This is a genomic window from Azospirillum sp. TSH100 (assembly GCF_004923295.1).
Taxonomy (GTDB): Bacteria; Pseudomonadota; Alphaproteobacteria; order Azospirillales; family Azospirillaceae; genus Azospirillum.
In genome coordinates this window covers 861,572-887,822 of sequence record NZ_CP039635.1, presented here as the reverse complement: position 1 = coordinate 887,822, position 26,251 = coordinate 861,572, and the positions used below count along the sequence as shown (strand labels likewise).

At 66.2% G+C, this 26,251-nt stretch carries 27 protein-coding genes and 1 tRNA gene; 7 read left to right on the top strand and 21 right to left on the bottom strand.

The annotated features are described in order from the left end of the window. Positions 1-287 precede the first annotated feature (287 nt). Positions 288-1,592 (bottom strand): oxalate/formate MFS antiporter, encoded by a 1,305-nt coding sequence (gene oxlT, locus E6C72_RS16575; RefSeq protein ID WP_109086297.1) that lies wholly within the window; start codon positions 1,590-1,592, stop codon positions 288-290. Positions 1,593-2,082: 490 nt separating this feature from the next. Between oxlT (E6C72_RS16575) and E6C72_RS16570 the strand changes: the two genes are divergently transcribed. Beyond that, entirely contained in the window at positions 2,083-2,526 is a 444-nt protein-coding gene (locus tag E6C72_RS16570) for a GNAT family N-acetyltransferase (RefSeq protein WP_109086298.1), read from the top strand. A gap of 92 nt (positions 2,527-2,618) precedes the next feature. On the opposite strand, the gene E6C72_RS16565 is transcribed toward E6C72_RS16570, so the two are convergent. Beyond that, positions 2,619-2,840, bottom strand: a complete 222-nt coding sequence (locus tag E6C72_RS16565) for a hypothetical protein (RefSeq protein WP_109086299.1) — start codon at positions 2,838-2,840, stop codon at positions 2,619-2,621. 403 nt (positions 2,841-3,243) lie between these two features. Between E6C72_RS16565 and E6C72_RS16560 the strand changes: the two genes are divergently transcribed. Both E6C72_RS16560 and E6C72_RS16555 read left to right on the top strand, forming a co-directional pair. Next, complete coding sequence (locus E6C72_RS16560; protein WP_109086300.1) at positions 3,244-3,702, top strand: CBS domain-containing protein; 459 nt, start codon at positions 3,244-3,246, stop codon at positions 3,700-3,702. Positions 3,703-3,786: 84 nt separating this feature from the next. Further along, positions 3,787-4,716: a histone deacetylase family protein gene (locus tag E6C72_RS16555; RefSeq protein ID WP_109086301.1), complete on the top strand. Its 930-nt coding sequence runs from the start codon at positions 3,787-3,789 to the stop codon at positions 4,714-4,716. Positions 4,717-4,789: 73 nt separating this feature from the next. Here the strand turns inward: E6C72_RS16555 and E6C72_RS16550 are convergent, their stop codons facing one another. From E6C72_RS16550 to E6C72_RS16540, 3 genes are all read right to left on the bottom strand, one after another. Continuing rightward, positions 4,790-6,493 carry a pyruvate, phosphate dikinase gene (locus E6C72_RS16550; protein ID WP_247875760.1) on the bottom strand — a complete coding sequence of 568 codons (1,704 nt, stop codon included), beginning with the start codon at positions 6,491-6,493 and terminating at the stop codon, positions 4,790-4,792. Next, positions 6,490-7,011, bottom strand: coding sequence for an NAD(P)-binding domain-containing protein (locus tag E6C72_RS16545; protein WP_247875761.1), 522 nt, complete (start codon positions 7,009-7,011; stop codon positions 6,490-6,492). The genes E6C72_RS16550 and E6C72_RS16545 overlap by 4 nt, the downstream gene beginning before the upstream one ends. A gap of 171 nt (positions 7,012-7,182) precedes the next feature. Then, positions 7,183-7,965 (bottom strand): NUDIX domain-containing protein, encoded by a 783-nt coding sequence (locus tag E6C72_RS16540; protein ID WP_158280173.1) that lies wholly within the window; start codon positions 7,963-7,965, stop codon positions 7,183-7,185. A 202-nt stretch (positions 7,966-8,167) separates the two neighbouring features. Between E6C72_RS16540 and pyk the strand changes: the two genes are divergently transcribed. Continuing rightward, positions 8,168-9,634: a pyruvate kinase gene (gene pyk, locus E6C72_RS16535; protein ID WP_109086304.1), complete on the top strand. Its 1,467-nt coding sequence runs from the start codon at positions 8,168-8,170 to the stop codon at positions 9,632-9,634. Positions 9,635-9,679: 45 nt separating this feature from the next. On the opposite strand, the gene E6C72_RS16530 is transcribed toward pyk, so the two are convergent. Beyond that, positions 9,680-10,369 (bottom strand): GntR family transcriptional regulator, encoded by a 690-nt coding sequence (locus tag E6C72_RS16530; RefSeq protein WP_109086305.1) that lies wholly within the window; start codon positions 10,367-10,369, stop codon positions 9,680-9,682. 161 nt (positions 10,370-10,530) lie between these two features. Further along, positions 10,531-11,187, bottom strand: a complete 657-nt coding sequence (locus E6C72_RS16525) for a thiamine phosphate synthase (protein WP_109086306.1) — start codon at positions 11,185-11,187, stop codon at positions 10,531-10,533. Positions 11,188-11,567: 380 nt separating this feature from the next. Here E6C72_RS16525 and oxlT (E6C72_RS16520) point away from each other — a divergent pair, with 380 nt between their 5' ends. Continuing rightward, positions 11,568-12,875, top strand: coding sequence for an oxalate/formate MFS antiporter (gene oxlT, locus E6C72_RS16520; RefSeq protein ID WP_109086307.1), 1,308 nt, complete (start codon positions 11,568-11,570; stop codon positions 12,873-12,875). A gap of 69 nt (positions 12,876-12,944) precedes the next feature. On the opposite strand, the gene E6C72_RS16515 is transcribed toward oxlT (E6C72_RS16520), so the two are convergent. The 4 genes from E6C72_RS16515 to E6C72_RS16500 form a co-directional block, all read right to left on the bottom strand. Next, positions 12,945-13,355 (bottom strand): flagellar basal body-associated FliL family protein, encoded by a 411-nt coding sequence (locus E6C72_RS16515; protein ID WP_169055212.1) that lies wholly within the window; start codon positions 13,353-13,355, stop codon positions 12,945-12,947. A gap of 224 nt (positions 13,356-13,579) precedes the next feature. Further along, entirely contained in the window at positions 13,580-14,485 is a 906-nt protein-coding gene (gene panC, locus E6C72_RS16510; protein WP_109086309.1) for a pantoate--beta-alanine ligase, read from the bottom strand. Between the two features lie 154 nt (positions 14,486-14,639). Continuing rightward, on the bottom strand, positions 14,640-14,804 hold the full coding sequence (locus E6C72_RS16505; RefSeq protein WP_109086310.1) for a sugar tyrosine-protein kinase: 165 nt from the start codon (positions 14,802-14,804) through the stop codon (positions 14,640-14,642). Positions 14,805-15,052: 248 nt separating this feature from the next. Continuing rightward, a tRNA-Val gene (locus tag E6C72_RS16500) sits at positions 15,053-15,127 on the bottom strand. Positions 15,128-15,321: 194 nt separating this feature from the next. Between E6C72_RS16500 and E6C72_RS16495 the strand changes: the two genes are divergently transcribed. Beyond that, positions 15,322-16,227 carry a DUF3108 domain-containing protein gene (locus E6C72_RS16495; protein ID WP_247875762.1) on the top strand — a complete coding sequence of 302 codons (906 nt, stop codon included), beginning with the start codon at positions 15,322-15,324 and terminating at the stop codon, positions 16,225-16,227. On the opposite strand, the gene E6C72_RS16490 is transcribed toward E6C72_RS16495, so the two are convergent. Both E6C72_RS16490 and E6C72_RS16485 read right to left on the bottom strand, forming a co-directional pair. Next, positions 16,172-16,423: a hypothetical protein gene (locus E6C72_RS16490; protein ID WP_199228765.1), complete on the bottom strand. Its 252-nt coding sequence runs from the start codon at positions 16,421-16,423 to the stop codon at positions 16,172-16,174. The two genes, E6C72_RS16495 and E6C72_RS16490, sit on opposite strands and share 56 nt — an antisense overlap. Before the next feature lie 400 nt (positions 16,424-16,823). Continuing rightward, positions 16,824-17,516 (bottom strand): HAD family hydrolase, encoded by a 693-nt coding sequence (locus E6C72_RS16485; RefSeq protein ID WP_109086312.1) that lies wholly within the window; start codon positions 17,514-17,516, stop codon positions 16,824-16,826. A gap of 740 nt (positions 17,517-18,256) precedes the next feature. On the opposite strand from E6C72_RS16485, the gene E6C72_RS16480 reads away from it, so the two are divergent. Next, positions 18,257-19,546 (top strand): hypothetical protein, encoded by a 1,290-nt coding sequence (locus tag E6C72_RS16480; RefSeq protein ID WP_136700789.1) that lies wholly within the window; start codon positions 18,257-18,259, stop codon positions 19,544-19,546. Between the two features lie 123 nt (positions 19,547-19,669). Here the strand turns inward: E6C72_RS16480 and E6C72_RS16475 are convergent, their stop codons facing one another. The 8 genes from E6C72_RS16475 to E6C72_RS16440 all read right to left on the bottom strand — a co-directional run bounded on the left by E6C72_RS16475 (position 19,670) and on the right by E6C72_RS16440 (position 26,251). After that, on the bottom strand, positions 19,670-20,431 hold the full coding sequence (locus tag E6C72_RS16475) for a lysozyme (protein ID WP_109086313.1): 762 nt from the start codon (positions 20,429-20,431) through the stop codon (positions 19,670-19,672). 74 nt (positions 20,432-20,505) lie between these two features. After that, positions 20,506-20,763: a hypothetical protein gene (locus E6C72_RS16470; protein WP_109086314.1), complete on the bottom strand. Its 258-nt coding sequence runs from the start codon at positions 20,761-20,763 to the stop codon at positions 20,506-20,508. Beyond that, positions 20,760-21,254 carry a DUF4376 domain-containing protein gene (locus E6C72_RS16465; protein ID WP_109086315.1) on the bottom strand — a complete coding sequence of 165 codons (495 nt, stop codon included), beginning with the start codon at positions 21,252-21,254 and terminating at the stop codon, positions 20,760-20,762. The genes E6C72_RS16470 and E6C72_RS16465 overlap by 4 nt, the downstream gene beginning before the upstream one ends. Positions 21,255-21,266: 12 nt before the next feature. After that, entirely contained in the window at positions 21,267-22,436 is a 1,170-nt protein-coding gene (locus E6C72_RS16460; protein ID WP_109086316.1) for an SPRY domain-containing protein, read from the bottom strand. Beyond that, positions 22,436-23,203, bottom strand: a complete 768-nt coding sequence (locus E6C72_RS16455; RefSeq protein WP_109086317.1) for a hypothetical protein — start codon at positions 23,201-23,203, stop codon at positions 22,436-22,438. Before E6C72_RS16455 ends, E6C72_RS16460 begins: the two co-directional genes overlap by 1 nt. A gap of 1 nt (position 23,204) precedes the next feature. Next, complete coding sequence (locus E6C72_RS16450) at positions 23,205-24,749, bottom strand: hypothetical protein (RefSeq protein WP_109086318.1); 1,545 nt, start codon at positions 24,747-24,749, stop codon at positions 23,205-23,207. A 4-nt stretch (positions 24,750-24,753) separates the two neighbouring features. Next, complete coding sequence (locus E6C72_RS16445; RefSeq protein ID WP_136700788.1) at positions 24,754-25,848, bottom strand: hypothetical protein; 1,095 nt, start codon at positions 25,846-25,848, stop codon at positions 24,754-24,756. Between the two features lie 7 nt (positions 25,849-25,855). Continuing rightward, on the bottom strand, positions 25,856-26,251 hold the full coding sequence (locus E6C72_RS16440) for a hypothetical protein (protein WP_109086395.1): 396 nt from the start codon (positions 26,249-26,251) through the stop codon (positions 25,856-25,858).

The window sequence follows — 26,251 nt, the reverse complement described above, 5'->3', positions numbered from 1 at the left end:
TCGACACACCCTTTTCGATCCGTGTTGACGATGCCAATCGTATTCTGTATACAGAATATCAGACCTCCGACGCGATCTCTGCCGGACCGGATCTGAGGGGGAATGCCGGTCGTGACCGTGATTCACGATCACCCCCCCAAAACGCGACAAACCGACACCAGGACCAATGCGGTGGTCCCGGTGCCGGTTTGCCGTGTCGTTTGGCGATAGCGATACCGCCGTTATCGAGAGTTCCGGTCGGCCCCCCGGTCAGCCGGAACCCCGTGCCTCTTCAAATCATGTCTCTTTCAATCGGCACCTTCGGTCACCAGCTTGCCGACCGGCTGGGTGGTGTCCTCGGCGATCTGGCGGGCACGCATCGGCTTCAGGACGAACAGGGCCATGAAGGCGGCGATGGCGTTGACCGCGGCGGCGAAGAAGAACACCGCCTGCCAGCTGCCGGTCGAGGTCACGATGACGTTGGCGAAGGGAACGACCAGCGACGCGGTGCCCTTGGCGGTGTAGAGCAGGCCGGCGTTGGTGGTGGCGAACTTCGACCCGAAGCTGTCGGCGCAGCAGGACGGGAACAGGCTGTAGATCTCGCCCCAGGCGAAGAACACCAGACCGGTCAGGATGACGAAGGCGACCGGGTTGTGGCCCCACTGGTTCAGCGCCAGGATGCCGACCGCTTCGATGGCGAAGGCGATGAACATCGTGTTTTCACGGCCGATATGGTCGGACACCCAGCCGAAGAAGGGACGGGTCACGCCGTTCAGCACGCGGTCGATGGTCAGCGCGAAGGTCAGCGCCGGCAGGGTCAGACCCAGGATGCTGACGGGCGAGCCGTCGAGATGGAAGTCCTTGGCGATCGGGCCGAGCTGGGCGGTGGCCATCAGACCGCCGGCGGCGACCATGACGAACATCAGGTACATCACCCAGAAGACCGGCGACTTCAGCGTCTCCTGCGGGGTGTAGTTGCGGCGGCTCTGCGAGATGCTGGCCTTGTTCTTCGGCAGCAGGGCCGGGTCGGCTTCCTTCAGGAACCAGGCCAGCGCGAAGACGATCAGGCCCTGGCCCAGACCGAACACCAGGAAGGTCTGCTCGAAGCCCGACGCCTGGATCATGTTGGCGATCGGCACGACGGTGAGGGCGGAGCCGGCGCCGAACCCGGCCGCCGTCAGGCCGGCGGCCAGGCCGCGGCGGTCGGGGAACCACTTCAGGGCGTTGCCGACGCAGGTGCCATAGACGCCGCCGGCGCCGATGCCGCCGATGGCCGCACCGAGATAGAGCAGCGCCAGGGAGTCGGCGAACGAGTTGATGACCCAGGCCAGCGCGCACAGCACGCCGCCGATCAGAACGACGATGCGGGGACCGAACTTGTCGACGAACCAGCCTTCGACCGGCACCAGCCAGGTTTCGGTCACGACGAAAATGGTGAAGGCGACCTGAATGGCGGCACGACCCCAATGATACTTCTCATCGATGGGGTTGACGAACAGCGTCCAGCCATATTGCAGGTTCGCGATCATCGACATGCAGATCACGCCAATGACCAACTGCATCCAGCGGCCGCCGAGCGGTGCTCCCTGCGCCTCCGAATTCGTATGCTGCATCTTCTATCTCCTCCTAGGAAGCGGTTCTCTGCCGGTTCTGGCGTCGCTTCTGTTTTGATGCTTCAGGCGTTTTCTTGGGTGTCTTCTGAGATACTTCGGAATTTGATGCGGCTATTTGCTGTCATTATTTGCTGCAGGTGGCAGCGCGGCGAGGATGCGGCCTCGGGGCGCTCCACTGTTCCTGGGGGACGGGTTTTCGTCCCCCGCCAGATCGGTACGGTCCTGGTCCGATCTGGAATTATCAATATGGTATACCAGATGCCGAATGCCGCGCAAGCGATTAGTGGAAGGGGCGAACTGTTTCCGCAGGCTGCATTCGGGCGGCCATCGCGGGCGAGGGGCGGCTTTTGGTTTTCCGGCACGCGGAAAGCACGGCGGGGCAGCTTTGGGCGGGGCGGATTGTTGGCATATGGTATGCCAGTTCCGACGGCACACCGCCGCCGTTCAGGCCCATCCGGGCAGAACCCATATTGATAAGGAGTCGACCGCCATGGACCAGCAGCAGAACATCGAGATCGTCGTGGCGCGTGACGATGCCGATATCGCCGCCAGCTACCCGATCATGAAGGAGCTGCGGACCCACATGACCGACCCCGAGGCCTACCGCGCGCAGATTCGCCGACAGATGGACGACGGCTACAACCTCGCCCTGCTGCGGCTGGACGGCGAGATCGCCGGCTGCGGCGGCTTCCGCGTCCACGAGACGCTGTCGCGCGGCCGCTACATGTATGTGGAGGATCTGGTGACCAGCGCCGCCAAGCGCTCCTATGGGCTGGGCGACAAGCTGTTCGACTGGCTGGCGGGCGAGGCGCGGGAGCGCGGCTGCGCCCAAATGGAGATCATTTCCGGCATCCAGCGCGGCGAAGCCCACCGCTTCTATCACCGCAAGCGGATGACCATCAAAAGCTTCCAGCTGGTGCTGCCGCTCGCCTGACCCGGTGTAGCCGTCCGAAAGGGGCGGAAACGAAAAAAGACGGCCTGCGGGAGGCCGTCTTTTTCACGATGAAGGATCGGAGAAGCCGCGGATCAGAACGCGCGCGGGAAGCTCGCCCAGGACGGGCCCGGCGGCAATTCGTCTTCCTGTTCCTTCAAATCGGCTTCGGTCGGGTTGGCGAGTCGAAGCGGCGCTGAGGAGAAATCGCGTTGCGACTTGCCCGCATTGGCGACCTGCATCGACAGGATGTAGTGGACGGTGCCGCCGAAGACGGACAGCACAAGCGCCAGAACCAGCATTTCCAACATGTTCATCGCTCCAGTGTCTCGGTGGGGTGCTTTTTTGTTTGGTCGGCTTCGGCGTGACAATTCCGTTATGACGCAGCGCAGCAACCCCATCAAGTTTTTTGGTATACAAGGTACATGATGCCGGTCATGCGCATGCCGCATGCCTCGCCTCATTTGCATGCTTACCAAACATACCGCATTACCAACAGTCTTGCTGTGCTGCCTTGGTATCATGGCCCTAACAGTGCAGGCCCGGATGCGCTGCACCATCGTATGAGGGACGGCATCACGACGCCTCCGACAAGCCAGCTTGCGAAATTGTTTGATTGGCGTACTGTATTTGGCATACCATATTCATAGAGGGTCGCCCGTGGATGGGGCCACCCCACCGACGGTTTTCCGCCAGCCGCAGCCGATCAGGAGCCACGCCATGAAGGTCGAACATATCCTGCGCACCAAGCAAGCCCGCGTCGTTGCCGTGCGGACCAGCGCAACGGTCGCCGATGCCATCCGCCTGATGAAGGCGGAGAACATCAGCGCCCTGGTGGTCAAGGACGTCTGCCGCACCGAAGGCAACACGCTGGCCGGCGTCCTGTCGGAACGCGACATCGTCCATGCCCTGCTGGAGCGCGGCGGCTCGCTGCTGTCCATGCCGGTGTCGCAGCTGATGACGCGCCAGCCGGTGACCTGCGCCCCGTCCGACAGCGTCCGGCAGGCCTTGCAGCTGATGGACCAGCACCATATCCGCCATCTTCCGGTTCTTGAGGACGGCCATCTGGTCGGCGTCGTCAGCGCGCGCGACTTCACCCGTCTGCAATTGCAGGAGCTTGACGGCACCGTCTCCGCCGTCGCGGAACCGCCCCCGACCGCCGCCACCTACGCCCACTGATCCATCCCACCCGACCGCCCCACCCACTGCGGCGCCGCCGGCACATCCTGCCCGGCGGCGCCTTTGCCATGGGAGAGACCGCCCGTGACCACCCTGATCTTCACCCATCACGACTGCTTCGCGCACGACACCGGCCCCGGCCACCCGGAGGCGCCGGAACGGCTGGCCGTGGTGTGGCAGGTGCTCGACCGGCCGGAGTTCCGCGATCTGGAGCGCCGCTCCGCCCCCGAAGCCGATGTGGAGCAGCTGTCGCGTGTCCACGAGCGCAGCTATGTCGAGGCCGTTTTGGAGGCGGTGCCGACCGACGGCTATCAGCGGCTGGACGGCGACACGCTGTTGTCGCCGGGCTCACGCGGGGCGATCCTGCGCGCGGCCGGGTCGGTGTGCGCCGCGGTGGACGCCGTGCTGGCCGGCGAGGCGACCAACGCCTTCTGCGCGGTGCGCCCCTGCGGCCACCATGCCGAACCCGCCCGCGCCATGGGATTCTGCGTCTTCAACAACGTCGCCGTCGGCGCCCTGCATGCCCGCGAGGTGCATGGGCTGACCCGCATCGCCGTGGTCGATTTCGACGTGCATCACGGCAACGGCACCCAGGCGATGTTCGCCGACGATCCCGACCTGTTCTTCGCCTCCACCCACCAGTCGCCGCTCTATCCCGGCACCGGCAATTCATGGGAGCGCGGCGTCGACGGCAACATCCTGAACCTGCCGCTGGAGCCCTACAGCGGCTCCGTCGAGTTCCGCCAGGCGGTGGAACGGGTCATTCTGCCGGCGCTGGAGGCGTTCCAGCCGGAACTGCTGCTGATCTCCGCCGGCTTCGATGCGCACAAGCGCGATCCGCTGGCGCAACTCGGTCTGACGGCGGAGGATTTCGAGTGGGTGACGCGCAAGCTGGTCGAGCTTGCCGACCGCGTCTGCGGGGGCCGGGTGGTGTCGGCGCTGGAAGGCGGCTATGACGCGACCGGACTGGCGGAAGGGTGCGCGGCGCACCTGACGGCGCTGATGCGGGGGTGAGGAGAGAAGCGCTTTGAAGGCGGGGGCGGCACAAGGCACGCCCCCCAAGGCACGCCCCCGACGCTCCCCCTCATCAATCAGCCGCCAGCCCCACCCCGCACTGCCGCGCCCAGTCCAGCAGGCGGGCCGTCGCACCGTCCGGTTCCGGCCGCCGCAAGGCAGCCGTCCCCAGAACCACGGCGCCGTTGCTGCCGTCGATGGTCAGCAGGTCGCCGGCGCGGACGGTCAGTTCACCAACCCGCATCACCCCCTCGTCCACCTCGATACGCAACCCGCGGGCGCCGCAAACACAAGGGCGTCCCATGCCGCGGGCGACCGTGGCGGCATGGCTGGTGAAGCCACCGCGGGCGGTGACGATGCCGACGGCGGCCTGCATGCCGTGGATGTCCTCCGGCGAGGTTTCCGGCCGGCACAGGATCACCGGCGCTCCGCCGCGGACCAGCCGCATCGCCTCCTCGGTGGTGAAGGCGGCACGGCCGGTCGCCGCCCCCGGCGAGGCGGGAAGGCCGGTCGCGATGGCGGCGGCAAGGGCCTCCGGCGTGAGGGTCGGGCGCAGCAGTTCGTCGAGCGCCTGCGGATCGACGCGGCGCACCGCCTCTTCGCGGCTGATCAGCCCTTCCTCCGCCATGTCGACGGCGATGCGGACCGCCGCTTCGGAGGAGCGCTTTCCGCTGCGCGATTGCAGGATGAACAGGCGTCCGCTGTCCACCGTGAATTCGATGTCCTGCATGTCGCCGAAAGCACGCTCAAGACGGTCGGCCACGGCGCACAGCTCGGCATGGACCGCCGGCAGGCGGCGCTCCATCGAGCGGTCGGGATTGGGCTGATCGGCGCTCAGCGGGTCGGGGTCGCAGGTGCCGGACACCACGTCCTCGCCCTGGGCGTCGGCCAGGAACTCGCCGCACAGGCCGGGGGCGCCGCTGGAAGGATCGCGGGTGAACAGCACGCCGGTACCGGACTGCGGCCCGCGGTTGCCGAACACCATCGCCTGCACCGTCACCGCCGTCCCCAGATCCTCCGGGACGTCGTGCAGGGCGCGGAAGGCCACCGCCCGCGGATTCATCCAGGAGCGGAAGACCGCCGCCACCGCCAGACGCAGCTGCTCGGCCGGATCCTGCGGGAAGGGCCGGCCGCAGCGCGTCTCGACCAGACGCAGAAAGCGCGGCAGCAGGAGGCGCCAGTCCTCCGCGGTCAGGTCACCGTCGCGCTGGAGCCCCCGCTCCTCCTTGTGTTCGTCCAGCAGCGCCTCGAACCGGTGGCCGGGGACGCCCATCACCACACAGCCGAAACACTGGACCAGCCGGCGATAGCAGTCATAGGCGAAGCGCGCATCGCCCGAACTCGCCGCCAGCCCCTGGACGCTGCGGTCGTTCAGTCCGAGATTGAGGATGCTGTCCATCATGCCGGGCATCGACACCGCAGCCCCCGAACGGACGGAGAGCAGAAGCGGCCGGTCGGCATCACCGAAGCGCGCGCCCGCCTGCCGCTCCAGCATCAGGATGGCGTCGTCGATCCGCTCCAGCAGATCGGCCGGCAGCGCATCCGCAGCACCCAGCCCACGTCCCGCCTCCGCAGCGATGACGAACCCCGGCGGCACCGGAATGCCCAGCGCGGCCATCTCCACCAGCCGCGCACCCTTGTTGCCCAGCCGCTCCACATCGGCCTGGCCATGGACCAGCCCGGCTCCGAACGGAACGATCACGTCCGCTACGGCCGCCAGGATCGGAGCGGCCGGGAGGCGGATCGGGGCGATGTCGGGAGCCGTGTGGGTGTTCATGATGCGCTCAACATGGGTTCAGCCGGCCCGTCGAAGGCCATCAGACGCAGCAGCCGGTGCAGTCCATCCGGATCGTCGCTTTTCCTGTCCGCGGCGCGGACAACGCCATTGGTAAACAGCCGCAGCAGCGGTTCGGCCCGCGCGCAGGCCGCGTCACTGCCGCGGAGAGTGATGATGGGAGCGACGGCAGGCCCAGGGGGGACCGGCGCATCGACCAGCAGAACGCCCAGATCGGCAAGCCGCGCGGCATTGGCCGAAGCCTCGGCCGGCGGGATGCAGGACAGGTCGATCACCAGCGCACCCGGCGCGAGAGCGGCGGCGAAACCGCCATCGCCGAAACCGTTGTCGCCGGAACCGTAGTCGGCAAACAGGGCGGCCTCGACCGCGCGGGAATCGGGCAACAGCATCATCACGACGTCACAGGCTCCGGCGCGGTCACGGAACGCGCTGCCGCCATGGCGGTCGTGGTGCAGCCGGTGCCCGGCCTGCCGCAGCCTTTCCATGATCGCATCGGCCATCTCCCCGTTCCCGATGAACCCGACATCCATTGCGCGATCCTCCCGCCTCCGCTCCGGCCCCGTCATCGGGCTCCAAGCGTCAGGTTGGAGATTGATTGCGCATTCCGCGTCGCACAATAGCACCATCGCGCAATTTTCACATCGCGGAAACCCGGTCTGACTTACCTAATCTTACCCGAGCCTAACATGTTCGGCGGAGGTCTCCAGTGGCAAAAAGCCGCAGCCGGCCGGAAGCCGGAACACCGGACCGGCCGGCGTCTCCACCAGACGCGGCAGGATCGGCGGCGGGAATCCGCCATCGGTTCGGGCGCAGGCCATCGCCGCCGCGACGTCGGCACAGCCCGCCAGCCGCAGCAGGGTCATCCGCGTGGCGAAAACCAGCCGGCGCCGCCCGGCCTCCTCCTCTGCCAGCAGGCGGCGCGGGCTGGCCCACAGCGCGCCCACCGCCTCGCCGCCATCGCAGACCGGCTGCTGACCGTCCGGCGCGGCGGCCAGGAAGAACAGGGTGTCGAAACGGCGGGGCAGCATCTCCGGCGTCACCCAGCGCGCCAGCACCGCCATCCGGTCGAAAGCGGGGACGGCGCCGGTGTGCGCCAGGGCCTCGGCGAAGACCTCCCCCGCTGCCAGCGCGCGGCGCAGCCCGTCGAGCGCGGCTGGAGCGAGGGGATCGCGGGTCAGCGGCAGGCCGCACTCCTCCGCACACTCGCGCACTGCGGCGACGCGATGCGCGAGATCGGCCGGCGGGTCGCCCTCCGGCCAGCGGTTGCGCCAGTGCGGGTCATGATCCGCCTCCTCCAGCCGGCCGCCGGGAAAGACGGTGGCGCCGGGGGCGAAGCGCAGGCCGGCGTGGCGTTCCATCACCAGCAGTTCCAGCCCTTCCGGACCGTCGCGCAGCAGGATCAGCGTGGCGGCGGGACGGGGCTGAACAGGGCTTTCAGGTATGGTCTCGGGCATGTCCGAGTGTCGCCGAGAGGGTGGACGGCTGTCCATGTGCGAGGGAAAGAACCACTCTCACGATGCGGAATAAGGGACGGGCGCCGTTTGACCATCCGGCCTAGGACTTCCAGCATCGGGCCAACACCGACCCTCAACTCATCATCGTTCGCCAGTCCCGCCCCTTTTTTTGCGAAGGGCCGGGCGGAGGAAGGCTGTCGTCATGCCGTTTCACCGCAGCACAAAAATCGTCGCCACGCTGGGCCCCGCCAGCTCGTCGGAAAGCCAGATCACGGCCCTGGCCCGGGCCGGGGTGAATGTCTTCCGCCTGAACGCCAGCCACGGCACCCAGGCCGAACATGCCGAGCGATACGCCCGTATCCGCGCCGCCGAGAAGACCGTGGGCCGGCCGATCGGCGTTCTTCTCGACCTCCAGGGGCCGAAGCTGCGGGTCGGCACCTTTGGTTTCGGACCGGTGGAGCTTTCCATCGGCGACCGCTTCCGTCTGGATCTCGACCGCCGGCCGGGTGACAGCCGCCGCGTCTGCCTGCCCCATGCGGAGGTGTTCGCCAGCCTGGAGCCCGGTCTGGACCTGCTGCTGAACGACGGGCGCATCCGCCTGCGCGTCCTGGAATGCGGCCCCGACTTCGCGGAGACCGAGGTGCTGGCCGGCGGCATGCTGTCCGACCGCAAGGGCGTCAATGTGCCGGGTGCGGCGCTGGCGCTGAGCGCCCTGTCGGAGAAGGACCGCAGCGACCTGGCCTTCGGGCTTGAGCTTGGGGTGGATTGGATCGGCCTCAGCTTCGTCCAGCGGCCGGAGGACATCCTGGAGGCGCGCGAGCTGATCGGCAACCGCGCCCATGTGATGACCAAGATCGAGAAGCCCGCCGCCCTGCCGACGCTCGACCGCATCATCGAACTGTCCGACGCGGTGATGGTGGCGCGCGGCGACCTGGGCGTGGAACTCCCGCCGGAGGATGTGCCGGGCCTGCAGAAGAAGATGATCCGGCTGAGCCGCGCCATGGGCAAGCCGGTGATCGTCGCCACGCAGATGCTGGAATCGATGGTGTCGGAACCGACCCCGACCCGCGCCGAGGCGTCGGACGTCGCCAATGCCGTCTATGACGGGGCCGACGCGGTGATGCTCAGCGCCGAATCCGCCTCCGGCCGCTATCCGGTGGAAGCGGTGGCGATGATGGACCGCATCGTCCGCCGGGTTGAGAGCGACCCGCTCTACCGCCGCATCATGGACGCCGACCATCCCAGCCCGGAGGCGACCGCCCCCGACGCGCTGACCGCCGCCGCAAGACAGGTGGCGGAGACGATCAGCGCCGCCGCCATCGTCACCTACACCACCACCGGATCGACCACGCTGCGCGCCTCGCGCGAGCGGCCGAGCGTGCCGATCCTGGGCCTCAGCGCGAACGAGGCGACGGCGCGGCGGCTGTCGCTTGCCTGGGGCGTCCATGCCGTGCTGACCGACGACGTGGCGAATTTCTCGGAGATGGTCGGGCGGGCGCTGAGTGCGGCGGCGGATGCCGGCATCGGCCGGTCGGGTCAGGCGCTGGTCGTCACCGCAGGCGTGCCGTTCGGAACGCCGGGCAAGACCAACGCGCTCAGGGTGGTGACCATCGACGGCGACGATGCGCCGCGTGCGGAAGCGGCGCAGAGTGAGACGGTGACGGCCTGAGGTCCGGCAAGATCAGGGTGGCGCAAGGCCGCCCTGACCGCCTGCTCACTCCAGGAAGTCGCAATGCTTCTCCACATGCGCGGCCAGGCCCATGGTGTGCTCGCGCACCAGCCGCTCGGCGAGGTTGGCGTCGCGGTCCTCCAGGGCCTTGATGATGGCGCGGTGGTCGTGGATGGACCGTTCGGCCCGGTCCTCCTGGCCGATGGTCAGCTTGCGGATCGCCCGCATGTGGATGAACAGGTTGTCGGTGACGTCCTGGATCAGCTTCGAGCCGCTCAACTGGATGATGCTCTTGTGGAAGGCGATGTTGGCGTCGGAATATTCGCTGACATGGTCCTTCGGGCTGCGCTGCTCGAAGTTGCCGAACAGGTCCCAAAGCTTGTGGATCTCCGCGGCCGGAGCGTGTTCGGCGGCCATGCGGGCGGCCATGCTTTCCAGCGCGGCCCAGACCTGGATCATCTCGATGATCTCGGTCTTGGTCTTGCGGACGACGAAGATGCCGCGGCGCGGTTGCAGGCGGATGAAGCCCTCCTGCTCCAGCAGGGTCAACGCCTCGCGGATCGGGGTGCGGCTGACGCCGAGCTTGTCGCTGAGCTGCCGTTCGTCCAGCCGGATCTCGCGGTCATGGTCATAGATGTCCATCTCCGTGATCGCCTGCTTCAGCGCGTGATAGACCTGACTGCGGAAGGTGGTTCCGGTGTCGAGCGGCTGGACGTTCAGAGCGGGAACGGTCATGGAGTCGATGTCCTCATGTCTCGCCGGACGTTTATCGCCGGACGTTGCGGCGCACCCGGCCGGGTCCCGGTTCGGGACCATCAGCGTTTTCGTATCCTACATACCAGATGCATGCAAGGCGTTGAAATGTCCAGGGGGACAGGCGTGAAGCGCGCCTGAGGTCAGGCCCGGGACGGTGTCGCGGCCGCGGCAGGCGCTAGGACGGCCAGCAGCGGCGCCAGCGCTTGCGCGTCCCGCATCGCCAGCCCCATCACAGCAATGCCGGCAGCCCCGGCGGCATGGCATTCCGCCACCGCGTCCACCTGATCGACGCCGCCCAGCCCGATGACCGGCACCCCCCTGCTCCTTCCCATCTCCACCCACCGCCGCAGCCCGGCAACACCCAGGCAGGGTCCGTAGCCCGGCTTGCTGGCTGACGGGAAAACCGGCGAAAGCGTCACGTAATCGGCCTGCCCGGCCACCCGCTCCATCGCCTCGGCGCCGTCCGAGTCGTGGAGCGACAGGCCGATCAGCGCCCTGCTGCCCAGCAGAGCGCGTGCCGCCGCCGGATCGCCGCCGGAGGGAAGATGCACCCCATCCACCCCGGCCGCCGCCGCAAGCACCGGGTCGCCATGCAAGGTGACGCGGGCGCCCCAACCGGCTGCCCGCACCACCAATGCGCGAGCCAGCTCCACCCGCTCGGCATCCGGCAAATCCTTGTCCCGCAAGGACAGCCAGCGCACGCCGCAGGCGAAGAGACACTCGGCCACCTGCGGCAGCGGCCGGTCGGCCAGTGTCCGGTCGGTGACGGCCAGAAGCGGCGGCATGGGCAATGGCATGGGACCGCATCCTTATGTTCGACCCGCTTTTTGCGGCGCATATCATTGCAAGACACAAGGCTTGCGGCCAGCCGGCCAATGCGGATTTTTCCAGCCTGCGGAAACCCAAGGGATTCATATCGACATTTCGCATGCCTGTCGCTGGGCCGGCAGATGGTTCGTATTGACATCATCAGCCAAACTGACGATCGTGGAGGCGGGCATGGGGCATTTGGCATGCCAGCAATCGTAAGTTGGTATTAGGGGAACCCCATCCCGTCGCCTTTTCCGGACCGGACACCAGAAACGCAGACCACGGCCGTACAAAAACCAAGGGTCCGGCAGTCCAAACAAAACATGTCGCCGAACAGAACATGTCAGGTGCAAAGGGGAGGAAGGACATGGTGCGTGACGCGCACGGCAATACGGCCCAGGTCGCACCCTGGGGCGGGCGCTGGATGCAGTTGGTCCTCGGCATCGTCTGCATGTCGATGATCGCCAACCTGCAATATGGCTGGACCCTGTTCGTCGAGCCGATCGACGACAAGCATGGCTGGGGCCGCACGGCGATCCAGGTGGCCTTCACCATCTTCATCGTCACCGAAACCTGGCTGGTGCCGGTGGAGGGCTGGTTCGTCGACAAATTCGGCCCGCGCATCGTCGTGCTGGTGGGCGGCGCCCTGTGCGCCCTGTCCTGGGCGCTGAACGCGGTGGCGGATTCCCTGCCCCTGCTGTATCTGGCCGCGGTGATCGGCGGCATCGGCGCCGGCGGTGTCTATGGCACCTGCGTCGGCAACGCCCTGAAGTGGTTCCCCGACCGCCGCGGCCTTGCCGCCGGCCTGACGGCCGCCGGCTTCGGCGCCGGCTCCGCCCTGACGGTGGTGCCGATCGCCACCATGATCGAGACCTCCGGCTTCGAGACCACCTTCATGACCTTCGGGCTGGGCCAGGGGCTGGTGATCCTGGTGCTGGCCTGCTTCATGGCCGACCCGCCCAAGCATGGCTATGGGCCGGCGCGTGGCGCCGCCGCCTCTCAGCGCCGCCACTACACCCCGCAGGAGATGCTGCGCACCCCGGTCTTCTGGATCATGTACGGCATGTTCACCATGGTCGCCGCCGGCGGACTGATGGTGACCGCCCAGCTCGGCCCCATCGCCACCGACATGAAGCTGATCGACGCGCCGGTCAGCATCCTGGGCCTGACCCTGCCGGCGCTGACCTTCGCCCTGTCGATCGACCGGGTGATGAACGGCATCACGCGGCCCTTCTTCGGCTGGGTGTCCGACCATATCGGGCGCGAAAACACCATGTTCATCGCCTTCACCATCGAGGCGGTCGGCGTGATGGCGCTCAGCGCCTATGGCGCCGATCCGGTCGCCTTCGTCATCCTGACCGGTCTGGTGTTCTTCGCCTGGGGCGAGATCTTCAGCCTGTTTCCCGCCTGCTGCGGCGATACCTTCGGCTCGCGCTTCGCCGCCACCAACGCCGGCATGCTCTACACCGCCAAGGGCGTGGCCGCCCTGCTGGTCCCCGTCGGCAACCTGATGGTGGAAGCGACCGGCAGCTGGCAGACCGTCTTCTACAGCGTCGCCATCGTCAACGCGCTGGCCGCCTTCCTCGCCCTGTTCGTCCTGAAGCCGATGCGCGCCCGCTATGTCGCGGCGGCCAGCAGCGCCGCCCCGCGCCTGACCACCCGTCTGGCGGACTGAAAGCCGGCAGATCGAGCGCAAGAGCCGGCCCCTGGATGGATGGCATCGGGGCCGGCATTCCTTTTGGCGTTACCGGACCACCATGCGGTCCAGCAGGATTTCCTTCACCCGCACGCCGCGCAGTTCGCGGTCGAGCACACCGGCGATCGTGCTCTTCATCAGCATCGCCCCATCGGCGCCGGTCAGCTGTTGCGGATCGATCTGGCGCATGCGGTCGGACAGGCGGTCGGAGATGCGGGGCACATACGGATCGGCCACCTTGCCGTCCACCGTCGGGTCGATCTCCAGCAGAACCTTGACATCCACCATCCGGGCATCGTTGCCGCCCAGGCTGAAGGTCATCATCGGCAAGGCTGCGTATTTCTTGTCGGGGCCCAATTGCGACTGGGCTGCCGGAGCGCGATTGCGGCTGGCCACCACGGCGCCGGTCGCCCCAAGCGCCGCCAGAACCAGCAACAGGCCGGTCAGGAGGAGCGGCATCAGGGAAACCGTTTCGCCATGCCGGTTGCGACGAACGAGCCGCAAGATCGCCTTTCCGCCCCCATCGCGGGGATCACGAGACCCGTCGTGGCCATGCCCACAATGGAATGCTAGGCGAGCAACAAATGCCGGTCAAATGCCGATAATGGCGTTGACCAGCGTTTTCGGCCCTCGTTCCCGGCCGCTCAGCCGGCGGAGATCAGGCCGAGATCAGGCGGCCGGAATCAGACACCTGGAATCACGGGCACATTGTCGATCAGCCGGGCCTTGCCCATCCAGGCGGCGGCCAGCAGACGGGCGGGACGGGTGACGGCGGTCACCGGCTCCAGCGTTTCGGCGTCGCGCAATTCGACATAGTCGATGGTGCCGAAACCGGCCTCGGCAATGCGGCCGCGAATCCCGGTCAGGGCGCCGTCGACCTCCGCCCCGCGCGCCAGCGCGTCGGCCGCCGCGGTCAGCGCCCGGTTCAGTTCGGGGGCACGGGCGCGCTCGTCGGCGCTGAGATAGGCGTTGCGCGACGACATGGCGAGCCCGTCGGCCTCGCGCACCGTCGGCAGGCCTTCGACGCGGACGGGAATGTCGAGATCGCGGGTGAAGCGGCGGATCACCATCAGCTGCTGGTAATCCTTCTCACCGAACACCGCCACGTCGGGCAGCGCTTGGAGGAACAGCTTCGTCACCACCAGGGCCACCCCGCCGAACATCTGCGGCCGGAAGGCACCGCACAGCCCCTCCGCCGGGCCGCCGACGGAAATGGCGGTGGCGAACCCTTCCGGATACATGGCGCGAACGGACGGCGCATAAAGCGCGTGGCAACCGGCCGAGGCCAGCTTGGCGGCATCGCCGCTCTCATCGCGCGGGTAGCGGTCGAAATCCTCGTGCGGGGCGAACTGGGTCGGATTGACGAAGACGCTGGCGACCACCCGGTCGGCCAGTTCACGCCCGTGCCGCACGAGGCCGAGATGGCCGTCATGCAGCGCACCCATGGTCGGCACCAGCGCGACGGTCAGCCCCTCACGGCGCCAGGCTGCGACTTGGACACGCAGATCTTCCACCGTCCTCAGAACCGGCAGCGCGCTGGCGATCTGGTTGCCGATCGGGGGTGAAGTCGGGGCGGTGGTCGGCGTCATGGCGTCGGTCCTTGCGCGGCGAAAACGGGCGCTGGATAACCCGACGGACCGTTCCTGTCCAGAAAAGCTTTCCGCAGGACAGACTGTTGCCGAAAATCATGGTTCGGCACCCGCAGCGGAGGGGGGCGACTCCCCCCTTCGCCATGGTTTCGGATCAGCGCTTGATGGTGATACCGACCAGATAGGCCAGGTTGGCCCAGGCCAGCAGGGTCGCCAGCAGGGCGGTGAAGGACGGAACGAGAACCACCGAACCGATGATGACGGCGAGGACAGCGACCAGCAGGGCGAGGGAGAGCAAAGCGATACGGGTATCGTCCATCTGTGTTGGCTTTCCGAAACGGGTGACAGGGATGGGCCCTGTCTAGCCTATTGCAGCGCAAAAAGGGCTGATCTGCGTCAATCCACCGCGGATTCACCGACCACATCAGCATCCTATGGCGCATCTTTCTCGTGTTGCTCTCGTGCCCGGCACACGCCGCGACATCAGACCATGAGGTCGGGTCGAAGCCGGGGAAACAGGACCGGAAAGCAAGAAAGGCCCCGGACATCGTCCAGAGCCTTCTTTGATGGTGGGCGCGACAGGGATTGAACCTGTGACCCTTCGCGTGTGAAGCGAATGCTCTCCCGCTGAGCTACGCGCCCGAACCCTGAAATCTTATACCGAACTCTTGAGCGTCGCGACCGTCTTTCGTCGGCCCCACCGCTGCGGTGGGCGGGTTTCTACGGCCTTCCCCACCGGGTGTCAAGCGTCAGATTCATCCCTATCTTAAAAAAAGATCGCCCGTCCAGACATGGCCCATCCGAAAGTGATTGGCCGACCGCAGGAGCCTCGGACCGTGCCCCAGCCCAGCCCCCGCAGCCTTGACCGCCGCCTTGCCCGCCGCCTCCCCCGCCCCATCCGGCAAGCCGTGGCCGCGGCCGGCCTGTCCCTGCCCTTCCTTGCGCTGTCCACGCTGGTGGCAGCGGCGGAACCGGTGAAGGTGACCTACCGGGTCTTCGTCGGGGGCGTCACCGCGCTGGATGTCGACGCCACGCTGGACGTGGCCGGCGACCATTACCGCGTCGCGGTGTCGGCGGTGACCGGCGGCACCATCGGCCGGCTGTTCAACTGGCGCTCGGACTCGCAGAGCGACGGCAATGTCCATGGCGATGATCTGCGGCCGACCAGCCACCGCCAGACCAGCCTGCTTCGCGGGGAGCCGCGCAACGTCACCCTGACCTATGGGCCGCAGGGCGACGTCTCCACCAGCGTCACACCGCCGCCGGAGACGGACGACCGCGAACCGGTGCCCCCAGCCTTGCAGCGCGACACGCTGGATCCGCTGACCGCCGTGCTCGATCTGCTGTTCGCGGTGGGAGCGAGCCAGAGTTGTGACCGGTCGCTGCCGGTGTTCGATGGCCGCCGCCGCTATGACATGGTGTTCAGCGAGGTCGGGCGGCGGATCGTCGATCCGTCACGCTACTCGATCTTCTCTGGCGTCGCCCAGCAATGCCGCGTGACCTACAAACCGGTCGCCGGCTATGCTCGCTCATCTTCGGGCGGACGCTTCTGGCAGCGGAACAACCCGGCGGACCGGCCGCCGGTCAATCTATGGCTGGCACCGGTCGCCGCCGGCTATCCGCCCCTGCCGGTGCGGCTGGAGACGGACAGCGACTTCGGCAGCGTCGTGGTCCATCTGACCGGTGTCACGCCGCCAGCGGCAGACCGCCGGGCCGGGGTGTCGCCGCAGCCGGTGCGCTGACGGCGCCAACCGGCTTGACGCCACCGGGAGAGCGGGTGTCGATGATCATGTCGGACGGCACGATGCCGGCACGGCGGGCCGCCTCGCCTACCGCCGATGCCGACGGCCAAAGGAAGCGGCCTTCCAGTTCGAGGAGCTTGCCGTCCAGCAGCGCCGCATAGCCGCCCAGTTTGCCCATATGAACGATCCGAGCCATGCGAGAAGCCATGGTGGAGGTCCTTCCCATTGACGACCGCCGTCGCGCTGGCCGGACAGCGGCATCCTCCGCCGCCGTCCGACCCGCACCCGGCAGGTTCTTGATTGCTTGTTGTGCCTGCCGGCTGCGGCCAGCGTCAGCAGCAGGACAGTTGCGGCGAAAGCCAGCGAGCCGGCCGTCAGGGCATCGTCCTGCATCATGGCGCGTCCTCCTCCGGATCGGCGTCCCGTCGCCCGGCGGGGCCGGATCGACCATAGCAGTTTAGGGGCTTTGCTCCGTCGGCCTGCCGGTCCTGAGGGATACCCCCGCTGTCCAAAGGGATAGTATCCGCGTATGCAATCGTCCGTGTACGGACCAGTCGCGACACGCTTGGCCGGTGCCGTCCGTCAGGCGCCGTCCCTCACGTGAATGCCAGCCGGGTCAGCCCTTCCGGCAGATCGGCGAAGCGGTGGAGGATCAGGTCGGCGCCCAGTTCCTCCACCGGCATGCGGGGATAGCCGTAGCTCATGGCGACCACCGGCACGCCCGCCGACCGCGCCGCCTTAACATCGTTGCCGTTGTCGCCGATCATCGCCGCCCGTGCCGGCCCGCCGGTGGAGTCGACTTTGGCGTCCAGCTGTTCCAGAACCCAGGTCAGATGACGGCCGTCCGGCTTCTTGACCGGCAGGGTGTCGCCGCCGGCCACCGCGCCGAACAGCCCCTCCAGCCCCATGATCCCCAGCAGCTTGCGGGTGATCCGCTCCGGCTTGTTGGTGCACAGCCCCAGCCGCACCCCACGCTCCGCCAGCGCCGTCAGGGTTTCCGCCACGTCGGCATAGAGCACCGGCGGTTCGGCATCGTCGTAATAGGTATCGAGATAATGGCGCAGCACCGGCTGCACCGCCTCGTCCCCCAACGGGGCGCCCGTCGCGGCGAAGGCCTGGCGCACCAGCATCGCCGACCCGTCGCCGATCATCGTCCGCACCTGCGCCTCCGTCAGGGCGGTGCGGCCGAACTCGGTCAGGGTGCGGTTCAGCACGCGGGTCATGTCGGGCGCACTGTCGATCAGCGTTCCGTCGAGGTCGAAGACGAGCGCCTGGAAGGGAAACGGCATGGAAAGCCCCGCAAACTGCCATGGATCTGACGATGTCCCATGGATAACACGGGCCCCCACGGAGCAACCACCCGCATGGGAGCAACCCAGGCCAGACTTTCACCCCCGAACCTGCATCCCCAACTGTCAAAATACCGTCCGAACCGTCTAGTTCCGGCGTCGGGCACCTGCCAGACCTAACCCACCGCGGCTATGACAGGCTGAAACAATCTGCAGTTTTCGAATGATGCCAGAGACTTAGTAACTGAAAGAGGTCGTCTTTTCCTGCGGGTGGCTGTGATTTACCGGCCGCCCGCACTTTAGTCAGCATTTTTTCCAGGAAAGCCGTCGTCAGCGCGGATCAGCGGACACTTTGAAGGCTAACCATCGAACAGCGTTTTCGCGGACGATAATTATCGTCCTCTGCGAGCATCGCGATGCAGGCAATTTCGCGATGTGATACGAGCAAAGGATATTCGCTATTCACGTATGGTGATATTCAATCGCTACATGCTTCTTGAGACTGCAGAACATTTTAGCCACCAAAATGGGTTTTGGGATAACAAGACTTGCTGGTGCATCAGATGTATGATGCACTTAATGGCAGAACTGGCAAGGAGTTGCAATGCCGCTCAAAGTCTCGGCTTGGCATGCCGAGACTGCAAATAAGATAAGTCCAATATTTTCTCCGATCCATACGCTAACAGCATTTAGAATTGGAAGCTGAATTGCAAAGACCAATCACCAAAAGACAGATCAAAATGGCTATGATGAAAAAAGAAGGAGAGTCGACAACCAATACAGGCTATCTCATCAAATGGATACGCTCCAATTACAAGCAACTTTGGCCAGGACGCAAAGATTGCCCGAAGTTTATGGGCGTCAATGCTCTTATAACTAGTCAACTAATCGGTTACCAAAAGTTCGGAGAGGCGCTAGTATCACGTATATATGATGCGCTAGATAACGATAAAAGAGTTCCGTTGCAGTTTGCAATACTTGACTTGGAAGAAGTAGGCGCATGGGTTTTACGCTCTCCGAAATGTTATGGCATTCTGATCACCAAAAAGTTAGTTTCGAAGATTGTTGGGATTTGTAACGAAGCTTCGGAAGCCATGCCAGATGCGCTAAAGCCATCGGACAAGCGCCCTAACTTCCTCAAACTCTTATGGGATGACCTGCCTGTTGCTGAAAATTATTTAATGCATTTCGGCAATCTTATTGCCTACATCGCCTTCACATTCATCATTCATCATGAACTGGCACACGTCGGGCTTGGGCATTTGGGATCAATTTGCAGGCAAGGAGCGTTAGCGGAAGACGAGGCCGACAGTCAGGGGAATGTTATTCTAGATGAATTAGCCGGAGTTGTGAGTGAAAGATCAGTTTCTGGCGACGCCCTTTCGAAGCAGGCTTTCGAAACTGATGCCGACGTACATGGGATGTTTTATACACGTTCATTGCTGCGTGATAAAGCACAGCAACTGCGTGATAATCATACCAATAATGGCATAATGGAACATGTCTGGAGAACACTTCTTCGAGAACATGACCAAGAACAGCTAATGCTCTTCATTGGAGTCGCCGTAGCAGTACTTTCACTGTCGCCTCACCTCGACTCAGACAAATTCGAAACCACAAAAAAGAGGACACACCCACCTGTTCCGTCACGCTTATTGCTCGCATTTCATGCCACCGGAAGCATAAAAGGATACACGGGAAAGTACTGGGAAAATAGAAGCGCTGCTATTGCTGTAGCTATTGGAGCGATTGCCAGATTTAACGGCGGATTGCCGGAAAAAAAGCCTGAGACGGACGACAATAAATCTAGTAATTCACGACAAGGCAGCAATGATAATGCAATTTTAGACGCAAGAAGCTGGAGAACTCTTGACAATCTCTCTATCATTGACGCCTCGTATCGCATGCAGGAAATAGGTGAATATTGGGAAGACTTAGTAAAGTGCCTGCGAGAAATCGCACCAAAATCGCTGAAAAATTCGATTTTCCCGCAAATGTTGCTTTATAATTGGTATAGACCACGTTCGTAGGATGATTAATTTAAGCATTACTCCTTCAACGCGCGCCGAAGGTGACGATCCCCGCCAGCACCAGGCTGGCGAGGATCAGACCGGCAGCCGCTCGACCCCAGCCCGTGGCAAGAAAGGCCAGCATCAGGCCGACTCACGCTGGTCTTCCCAGCGGCGATACAGCATCACCGCCACTGCCGCTCCCAGCAGAGTGGCCACCGCCCAGCCCAGCGCCCCCGACGGCAGCACCTCCAGCAGCTCCTTGAGCGCCGCCGACACATCGCGCGCCTGGTCCAGAAGAGCGGCGACACCAGCGAGGCCGAGCGCACCGCCGCCGCTGACGGCGCTGACCGACTTGGCCATCGGCTTCATGGTCGGCGCCGGCTCGGCAACCCGGCTCACCGGATGAACCTCGCCCGACAGGAACAGCGCCGCCTCGGCCGCCCGGCGCTTGACCAGGCCGGGCATCATCTTGCCGGCGCCGCGTGTCCATTTGGCGAACTCGGCCGCGGCACCAGCGGCGTCACCAACGTTCAGCTTGCGCAGCAGGGTGGACGGCTGCCCGGTCTTCAGGGTGACGAACCCGTCTTTGCCAGCGTCCTTCCCCTTCGCCTTCCGGCCGGCGCCGACGTTCATGACGAAAGCCATCAGCGCCCCGCGCTGGTTGTCGCTCAGGTCCACGGTGACGGCGCGGTCGACCACCGCCGCGGCGGCGTCCAGATCGGCCTGCAACAGCTGCTCGGCCTGCGCCTCGGTGATGCGCAGGCCCGGCCGGACATCCGGACCGGTGTGGCCGTAGCCGATCGTCCAGGGAGCACCGCCGGTGGCGGGATCCGGGTAGGCGGTCAGGCGCAGGCCTTCGGCCTCTTTCACCAAGTCAACAGCAGCTTGCGGGATGGTGCGCATGGGATCCTCCGGGCATGAAAAAGGCCGCTCGCGGCGGCCGGGAAAGGTCAGGGGTTGGAGTGTTGTCGCGGCGATCAGCGCAGCAGGTCGCCTGCGCCTTCGTCCGCCTCGATGCTGGTGGCGCAGTGCCGGGGTTGGCGGAAGGCGGTACGGAACACGGCGTCCACCAGCCACCGCAGCGGAGCGGTGGCCCGGCGCCAGAGCGGCCCATAGTCGCCGCGCGCCATCTTGCCCAGCCGGCTGCTGATCGTCTCGTCCGGGCAACCGCCACACAGCGCGTTGAGGAGCTGGTCGATGGCGATCAGGACGTTCAGCAGATAGCGGCCGATCATCCCGGCCAGCCTTCAGCGATGTCCACGGCCAGCACAGCCGCCGCATCCTCCGCCGCGTCGATCGCTTCGTGAAGCTGCCGTTCGGCGCGAAAGCACGCCTGCACATGCAAACCCACCGCCCGGCCGATGTCCACCATGACGGACGGCGGGATTTCTGCCCACCCGCCGGCACCCTTGAAGTCGATGGGCGCGGCGGGAACACCGCCCGCCAGCATGTCGCGGGCGAGGCCATAGGCACCGTTGATGAGCCCTTGGCTTTCCCGATCCGTGCGGACGATCGTACCGGCCATCAGGATGCCGCCGGTCTCCACCTCATACCGCTTGGCAGTGGCAGCGGCCTTGCGAACCGCCTTCACTTCGCTCAGGGGAATCGCTTCCACATGCCAGCGGCGGACGATGCGGTTCCGCTCCGGCTCCAGTGTGTCGGTAAAGGTTTCCGCCATGCGGTGGGTGGCGGCGTCGAAGGTTTCGACCATGTTGAGAATGTCCATGGCATCCGCTCCTTATGCAAAGGTCGAGAAGCCGGCCGGCGGGGCGGCAAGCATCTGGGCGCGGGAGAAGGCGAAGGTCACGGCCGAGCCAGTGCCGTTGAGCGTGTAAGCCGGGTAAAGCGTGCCGGTGGTCGTGAACATCGGGTTGATGTCGGAGGCAGGATCACCGCTGCCGCCCCACACCGCCGCGCCGGAAATCACCTTGCCCGCCCATACCTTGGTGGTCGTGGGATTGTAGGCGAAGCAGAGACGGTCCCCGGCCCCCCAGGTCGCACCGAAGGAGAATCCGCTGCCGTTGTTCGCCTTGTTTCCATTGATACCGTAGGCGTAGCCACCCGCGTTGTTGCTGATGTAGTCGGTCAGCGGCACAGAGGACGTCGCGATGCCGAGCGACACGTTGGTGGTGAGGACATCGACGGCCACTTCCCAATAGACCGGGGTCGTCATCGCCGTGGCGGCCCGCCCGGACAACAGGGCGCCCGACGAGTCGGTCGCCGTCAGCGCATTGTTGCTGATGCCGATGCCGGTGGCCCGGTCCGTCAGGCTCAGGGCCTGTGCAGAGGTTCCGGTGCCGAGCGCCTGGCCGTTGGCGCGCTGGTAACTCAGCATGCGCCATTTTCCGCCGCCCAGGCTTTCCAGGCGGCAGGTGTCGCCGGGCTGGGTGACGATGTTGCCACCGCCCACCAGGATGGCGTTGGTCGAGTGGTAGGTCAGCGATACGCTGGTGGCGAAGGTGATGTCCCGGTGCGCGCCGGCCGCAACCGTGCCCCAAGCCGTAATCGGCCCGGTGCCTGCGGTGATCGTCACGGCCTTCGCCGTGCTGGCCCCAAGGTTGACCGTCGAGGCGGCAGCAATGGAGACGGCGGTATCCTCAACAGTGGCGATCGCCGCTGCCGGCATCGTGACGAACACATCCTTGGTGCCGACACCCCAGGAAACGGCGGCAGCGCTGTTGGAGCTGTCCAGGATGGTGTCGCGGGACAGCGATCCAGGAGATCCCGCCGTATAGGTGCCGATCCCGGTTTCCCAGTTCGTGCCATCGGCAATGCAGTAATAGACGGACGAACCGCTGCTGAAGGCTTGGGCGAAGGTCTGGAAACCGGACACCGTGCCGGACAGGGCAACCGCCCCGGTGCCGGTGGTCGTGCTGGTCTGTTTGACCCTGTCTTTCACAAGGGGCATTACAGTCTCTCCGTGATGGCGAAGGCGTTGGAATGGTGGCGGGCAAGCTCGCGGCGGGGACGCTGAAGATCCTTGGCAATGCCCCAGATCGACACGTCGCCGGGGTTGGGATCGCTGGCGTCGAAGATCACCAGCATGTCGTCGCTGTTGGCGCACAGCCGCTGCATCTCGCGCAGATGCGTGCGCTCCTCCTCCAGCGTCACCAACCCCAAGGTGAAGGAGGTTGCCCGCGGGTTGCCGCGGCGGTCGATGAAGGTCTGACCGGCGCGGCCAATGGTCTGCGTGCTCAGCGGCGCCCGGCCGAAGTCATAGCCGAAGGATGGCGAGCGCTCCGGCGTCCATAGGGGTCCAGCGAACAGCCGGCCGCCGCGCAGCTCCGGCACTGTCGGATCCGACAGGGAGAGGCGCAGAGACCGGGTGGTGACCGGCGCCGGCAAGACATGGATCAGATAGCCGAAGCGGGGGTCCACCCGCGCCGGCACATCGCCGCTGTCGTAAAGGTCAGAACCGCCGGAGGTGTCCGACGCCGTCACCCGACAGCGGCCGGCAGCGGAATGGCTGCTGCCGGCCAGCATGACGCAGTCGATGGTCCGCGGGTCCGTCCAGGCCATGTTGATCCAGGCCGACGTCGTCAGCCCGGCTGACCAGCGGCGCGCCGGGTGCGGATCGGTCAACAGGGTCACGGGCTTGGTGCCGACCTGTGCGCTTGCGGCCAGCACGGCGGTGTCGGCGTGGTTGATGTAGCCGATCTTGAAGACGGTGTTCATGTCAGGCCACCAGGACGGTGATTTCGGATCGGGCGTCTTCGGCGTCTTCGGACAGGGCGGCGATGACGGCCAAGGCCCCGCCCTTCAGGCGCCAGCGGGGATAGTCGATGCTCACCACCTCGCCCAGGTCGCGGGCAAAGGCCTGCGTGCCAACCGTGATCCGGTAAAGGCCACGCGGGGTCTGCCACATGGCTTCCAGCTCCGCCGCAAGCTGCCGGGCGTCCTCACGGTCGCGGAAGTAGCCGTCGATCGGCGCGGGGTCGCTGGGTTTCTGATAGAAGGCCCTGGTGGTGTCGTTGGTGTATTCAGCGAGCCGCCGCTCTTCCTTCAGCCACTTCTTGCGCTCCTCCGTCACCACACCTGCGATGTCGGAGGACTGCGGCGTCCAGTTCCGGTCATAGCCCACCCTCCAGCGCCAGGGCGGCGGCGTCACCTCGCTGGGCAGCTCCAGCGCGGTGGCGGTGACGATGTCCGCTTCCTCATAGCTCGCCACCACCGGACCGGTGGGCAGGCGGAAGGAGCCGAGTGCGAACACGCCGCGCCGGCTGAAGCCGCCCCAGCCGACACAGCCGCGCAGCAGCAGCGCCACCATGTCGGCACAGGTGGAGGTGTCCTCCGGGCCGGCATAGAAGCCGATCGGCTTGTGGAGCTGCCACGGAGCGGTCGACAGATCGGCGACGCGCTCCGCCGGCACCGCCGCCCGGTCCAGCAGCACATGCCCGATGATCTGCGCCGTGGTCTGAAGGAAGACACCACCGACCACGGCCCCCTTCACGTCGCAGGTGACGGCACCCTTTTCGCTGTCGTTCAGGTACTCGACACGGAACAGGCCCTCCGCCACACAGGTGATGAAGCTGTTTTCGGGGACCGCTGCCACGCGCAGAGCGGCAGCGGTGGGATAGTCCGGCCCCCTGGTCAGGGCGGCACCCCGGACATAGACGGCGGGGATATCGCTGACCCGGCCGCCATGGACCATGAACAGCAGCTCGGCCGGGATGACGAAAGCCGGCGTGACGTTGTTCGCCCAGCCCAGCGCCACCGGCAGCCGCTTGCCCTCCAGGTCGCTGGTGCCGTCCAGCCCGCCCGCGCCGGAGAAGGTCCGGCTCTCGAAAGCCACCTCCAGCAGGAACTCCCAACCGCGAAGCTGGACGATCAGGCGCTCGTCCGTGGCGTACCAGCCGGAGGCGGTGCCATCGAACAGCGTCACGAAGTCGCTGAAGCGCCCACCCGCCGCGCCAACGCGGATGGTGACGGGCCGGCCGGCCACGTCGAAGTCGTGCACCAGGTCGTCATAGGTCCGATCGACATTGACCAGCTCGGCCTCGCCATAGGAGACGGCAACGGTGCCGCCCAGCAGATCGGACAGCAGCGACCGCTCCACCCGCAGCGGGGACAGCAGGGTGCCCGGCATGATCACGTTCTCCGGCGTTTCGCCGAAGCCGGTCTCGAAATCCTCGGTCGCGGCATAGAGCGACAGCACAGCCGAAGACGCTGGCGCCTCGGCTGTGCTGGCCAGAGGCGCCTCGCTGATGGACTGACCAAGCATGGCGCTACCTCGGGATCTGACGCATGGTCATTTCGATGGTGTAGACCAGCCGGGTCCGGCCGGCGGTCAGCCGCTCAATCGGCAGCTCGCCAAAGCCGTAGGCGACAGAGGCCGCCCCGGCCGATGCCGATGCCGAGTGGATTTGGCGCGGTACGGCGATCGCCGCGGAGGCCGCCGCCGCTGCCCCGGCGCCGCTGCGAAGGGCAGTGGCGCCGGCCGAACTGGTCGATAGCCCGGCAGCACTCGCCACCCCGGCGGCGCGGATTGCAGCGGCGCCGGTCCCACCGGCTGCCGCCACAGCGGCAGCCGATCCGCTGGCCAGCAGCGCAGGCCGGGCCATCCCGGTGCCGGTGCCAAAGGCACCACCCACACCGGCAGCGGTCATCCGCCCTACGGCGGTGACGGTGCTGCTGCCGATCGCCACCGCGGTGCCGGAGGCCACCAGGCCGCTGCCGGCCAAGGCGGAGGAGGCCGCAGCGGCGGTGCCGGCCATCACGGCGATGCGCGACGGACTGCCGACGGACACAGCGGCCGCCGCCGTGACTGCCTGCCCGCCTGCCACCAGATTTGCAGCCGACGAGACAGAACTTGCGGCGGCGGCGGTCCCGGTGCCACCGGCAACCAGGCCCGGCACCGCCGATGCCGTGCTGGACGATGCGGCAGCACCGGCAGCAGGATGCCCACGGCCGGCCGTTGCCGAGCTGGACGAGGCCCCGCTGGCGCCGCCGGCCGCCGCGGCCACAATAGCCGGAGCGGCGATGAAGGCAGCTGCCGCCGATGCCGTTGCCGCAGGCTGGGCGATCAGCCGCGGCGCTGCTGCACCGACGGCGGTGGCGGTGGCGGTCGCGCTGCCGGCGGCAGTGAGGTTTGCGGCCCCGACGGCAGCCCCCGCTCCGCTGGCGGCACCAGCACCCCCAGCGGCCCGGACAGCGACCGCAGACGACATGCCGGCCCCTGCCGTCGCTCCAGAGGTGGACGCGACAAGGCCCGCCGCAGCCACATCCGATGAGGTTGCCGAGCCGGTCGCCGACGCCGAATAGACGTTGCCGCCCCCGGCTGTCGCCAGCGGCGTATCGGCGATGGGGCCAAAGCCCAGCATGGCTGGATCAGCTCAGCGACAGCTGGAGCTGACCGGCGGCGTACTGGAAATAGTCGGCCGATGCGATGGTCTTGCTGGCGGAGAGGGAGCCGAACCACAGCATGTTGCCCGCCGTCGCCGCGTCGAAGATCGCCCAGTCGGTGAGGGTGCCCCAGGCGGCGGTCGCCGGCCCAAAGGAGATTGTGCCGCCGTTGGAGGTGGTGCCCGCCGATGCGGCCGACATGGTGGCGGTGATCGCCTGCCGGGCATAGCCGGTGCTGGTCGTGCTGACTTCGGTGCCGGGACCGGAAACGGTCGAAGGTGACGTCAGCGCGGCCACATAGACGGTGGTCGGCATGGTGAAGGCGGTCTTACCGTTGACGTGGTCCAGCACCTTGTTGCGTAGGTAATTCGACATCGGCAT

Coding starts and splice junctions, on each gene's coding strand:
- E6C72_RS16475 (WP_109086313.1), bottom strand. CDS start 20,431: ATGCGCACCATCCCGCAAGCTGCTGTTGACTTGGTGAAAGAGGCCGAA.
- oxlT (WP_109086297.1), bottom strand. CDS start 1,592: ATGCAGCATACGAATTCGGAGGCGCAGGGAGCACCGCTCGGCGGCCGC.
- E6C72_RS16525 (WP_109086306.1), bottom strand. CDS start 11,187: ATGCCATTGCCCATGCCGCCGCTTCTGGCCGTCACCGACCGGACACTG.
- E6C72_RS16490 (WP_199228765.1), bottom strand. CDS start 16,423: ATGGCTCGGATCGTTCATATGGGCAAACTGGGCGGCTATGCGGCGCTG.
- E6C72_RS16455 (WP_109086317.1), bottom strand. CDS start 23,203: ATGAACACCGTCTTCAAGATCGGCTACATCAACCACGCCGACACCGCC.
- E6C72_RS16450 (WP_109086318.1), bottom strand. CDS start 24,749: ATGCTTGGTCAGTCCATCAGCGAGGCGCCTCTGGCCAGCACAGCCGAG.
- E6C72_RS16540 (WP_158280173.1), bottom strand. CDS start 7,965: ATGCCCGAGACCATACCTGAAAGCCCTGTTCAGCCCCGTCCCGCCGCC.
- pyk (WP_109086304.1), top strand. CDS start 8,168: ATGCCGTTTCACCGCAGCACAAAAATCGTCGCCACGCTGGGCCCCGCC.
- E6C72_RS16480 (WP_136700789.1), top strand. CDS start 18,257: ATGGCTATGATGAAAAAAGAAGGAGAGTCGACAACCAATACAGGCTAT.
- E6C72_RS16515 (WP_169055212.1), bottom strand. CDS start 13,355: ATGCCGCTCCTCCTGACCGGCCTGTTGCTGGTTCTGGCGGCGCTTGGG.
- E6C72_RS16465 (WP_109086315.1), bottom strand. CDS start 21,254: ATGGACATTCTCAACATGGTCGAAACCTTCGACGCCGCCACCCACCGC.
- E6C72_RS16530 (WP_109086305.1), bottom strand. CDS start 10,369: ATGACCGTTCCCGCTCTGAACGTCCAGCCGCTCGACACCGGAACCACC.
- oxlT (WP_109086307.1), top strand. CDS start 11,568: ATGGTGCGTGACGCGCACGGCAATACGGCCCAGGTCGCACCCTGGGGC.
- E6C72_RS16545 (WP_247875761.1), bottom strand. CDS start 7,011: ATGGCCGATGCGATCATGGAAAGGCTGCGGCAGGCCGGGCACCGGCTG.
- E6C72_RS16470 (WP_109086314.1), bottom strand. CDS start 20,763: ATGATCGGCCGCTATCTGCTGAACGTCCTGATCGCCATCGACCAGCTC.
- E6C72_RS16485 (WP_109086312.1), bottom strand. CDS start 17,516: ATGCCGTTTCCCTTCCAGGCGCTCGTCTTCGACCTCGACGGAACGCTG.
- E6C72_RS16560 (WP_109086300.1), top strand. CDS start 3,244: ATGAAGGTCGAACATATCCTGCGCACCAAGCAAGCCCGCGTCGTTGCC.
- E6C72_RS16570 (WP_109086298.1), top strand. CDS start 2,083: ATGGACCAGCAGCAGAACATCGAGATCGTCGTGGCGCGTGACGATGCC.
- E6C72_RS16565 (WP_109086299.1), bottom strand. CDS start 2,840: ATGAACATGTTGGAAATGCTGGTTCTGGCGCTTGTGCTGTCCGTCTTC.
- panC (WP_109086309.1), bottom strand. CDS start 14,485: ATGACGCCGACCACCGCCCCGACTTCACCCCCGATCGGCAACCAGATC.
- E6C72_RS16445 (WP_136700788.1), bottom strand. CDS start 25,848: ATGCTGGGCTTTGGCCCCATCGCCGATACGCCGCTGGCGACAGCCGGG.
- E6C72_RS16460 (WP_109086316.1), bottom strand. CDS start 22,436: ATGCCCCTTGTGAAAGACAGGGTCAAACAGACCAGCACGACCACCGGC.
- E6C72_RS16505 (WP_109086310.1), bottom strand. CDS start 14,804: ATGGACGATACCCGTATCGCTTTGCTCTCCCTCGCCCTGCTGGTCGCT.
- E6C72_RS16550 (WP_247875760.1), bottom strand. CDS start 6,493: ATGAACACCCACACGGCTCCCGACATCGCCCCGATCCGCCTCCCGGCC.
- E6C72_RS16440 (WP_109086395.1), bottom strand. CDS start 26,251: ATGCCGATGTCGAATTACCTACGCAACAAGGTGCTGGACCACGTCAAC.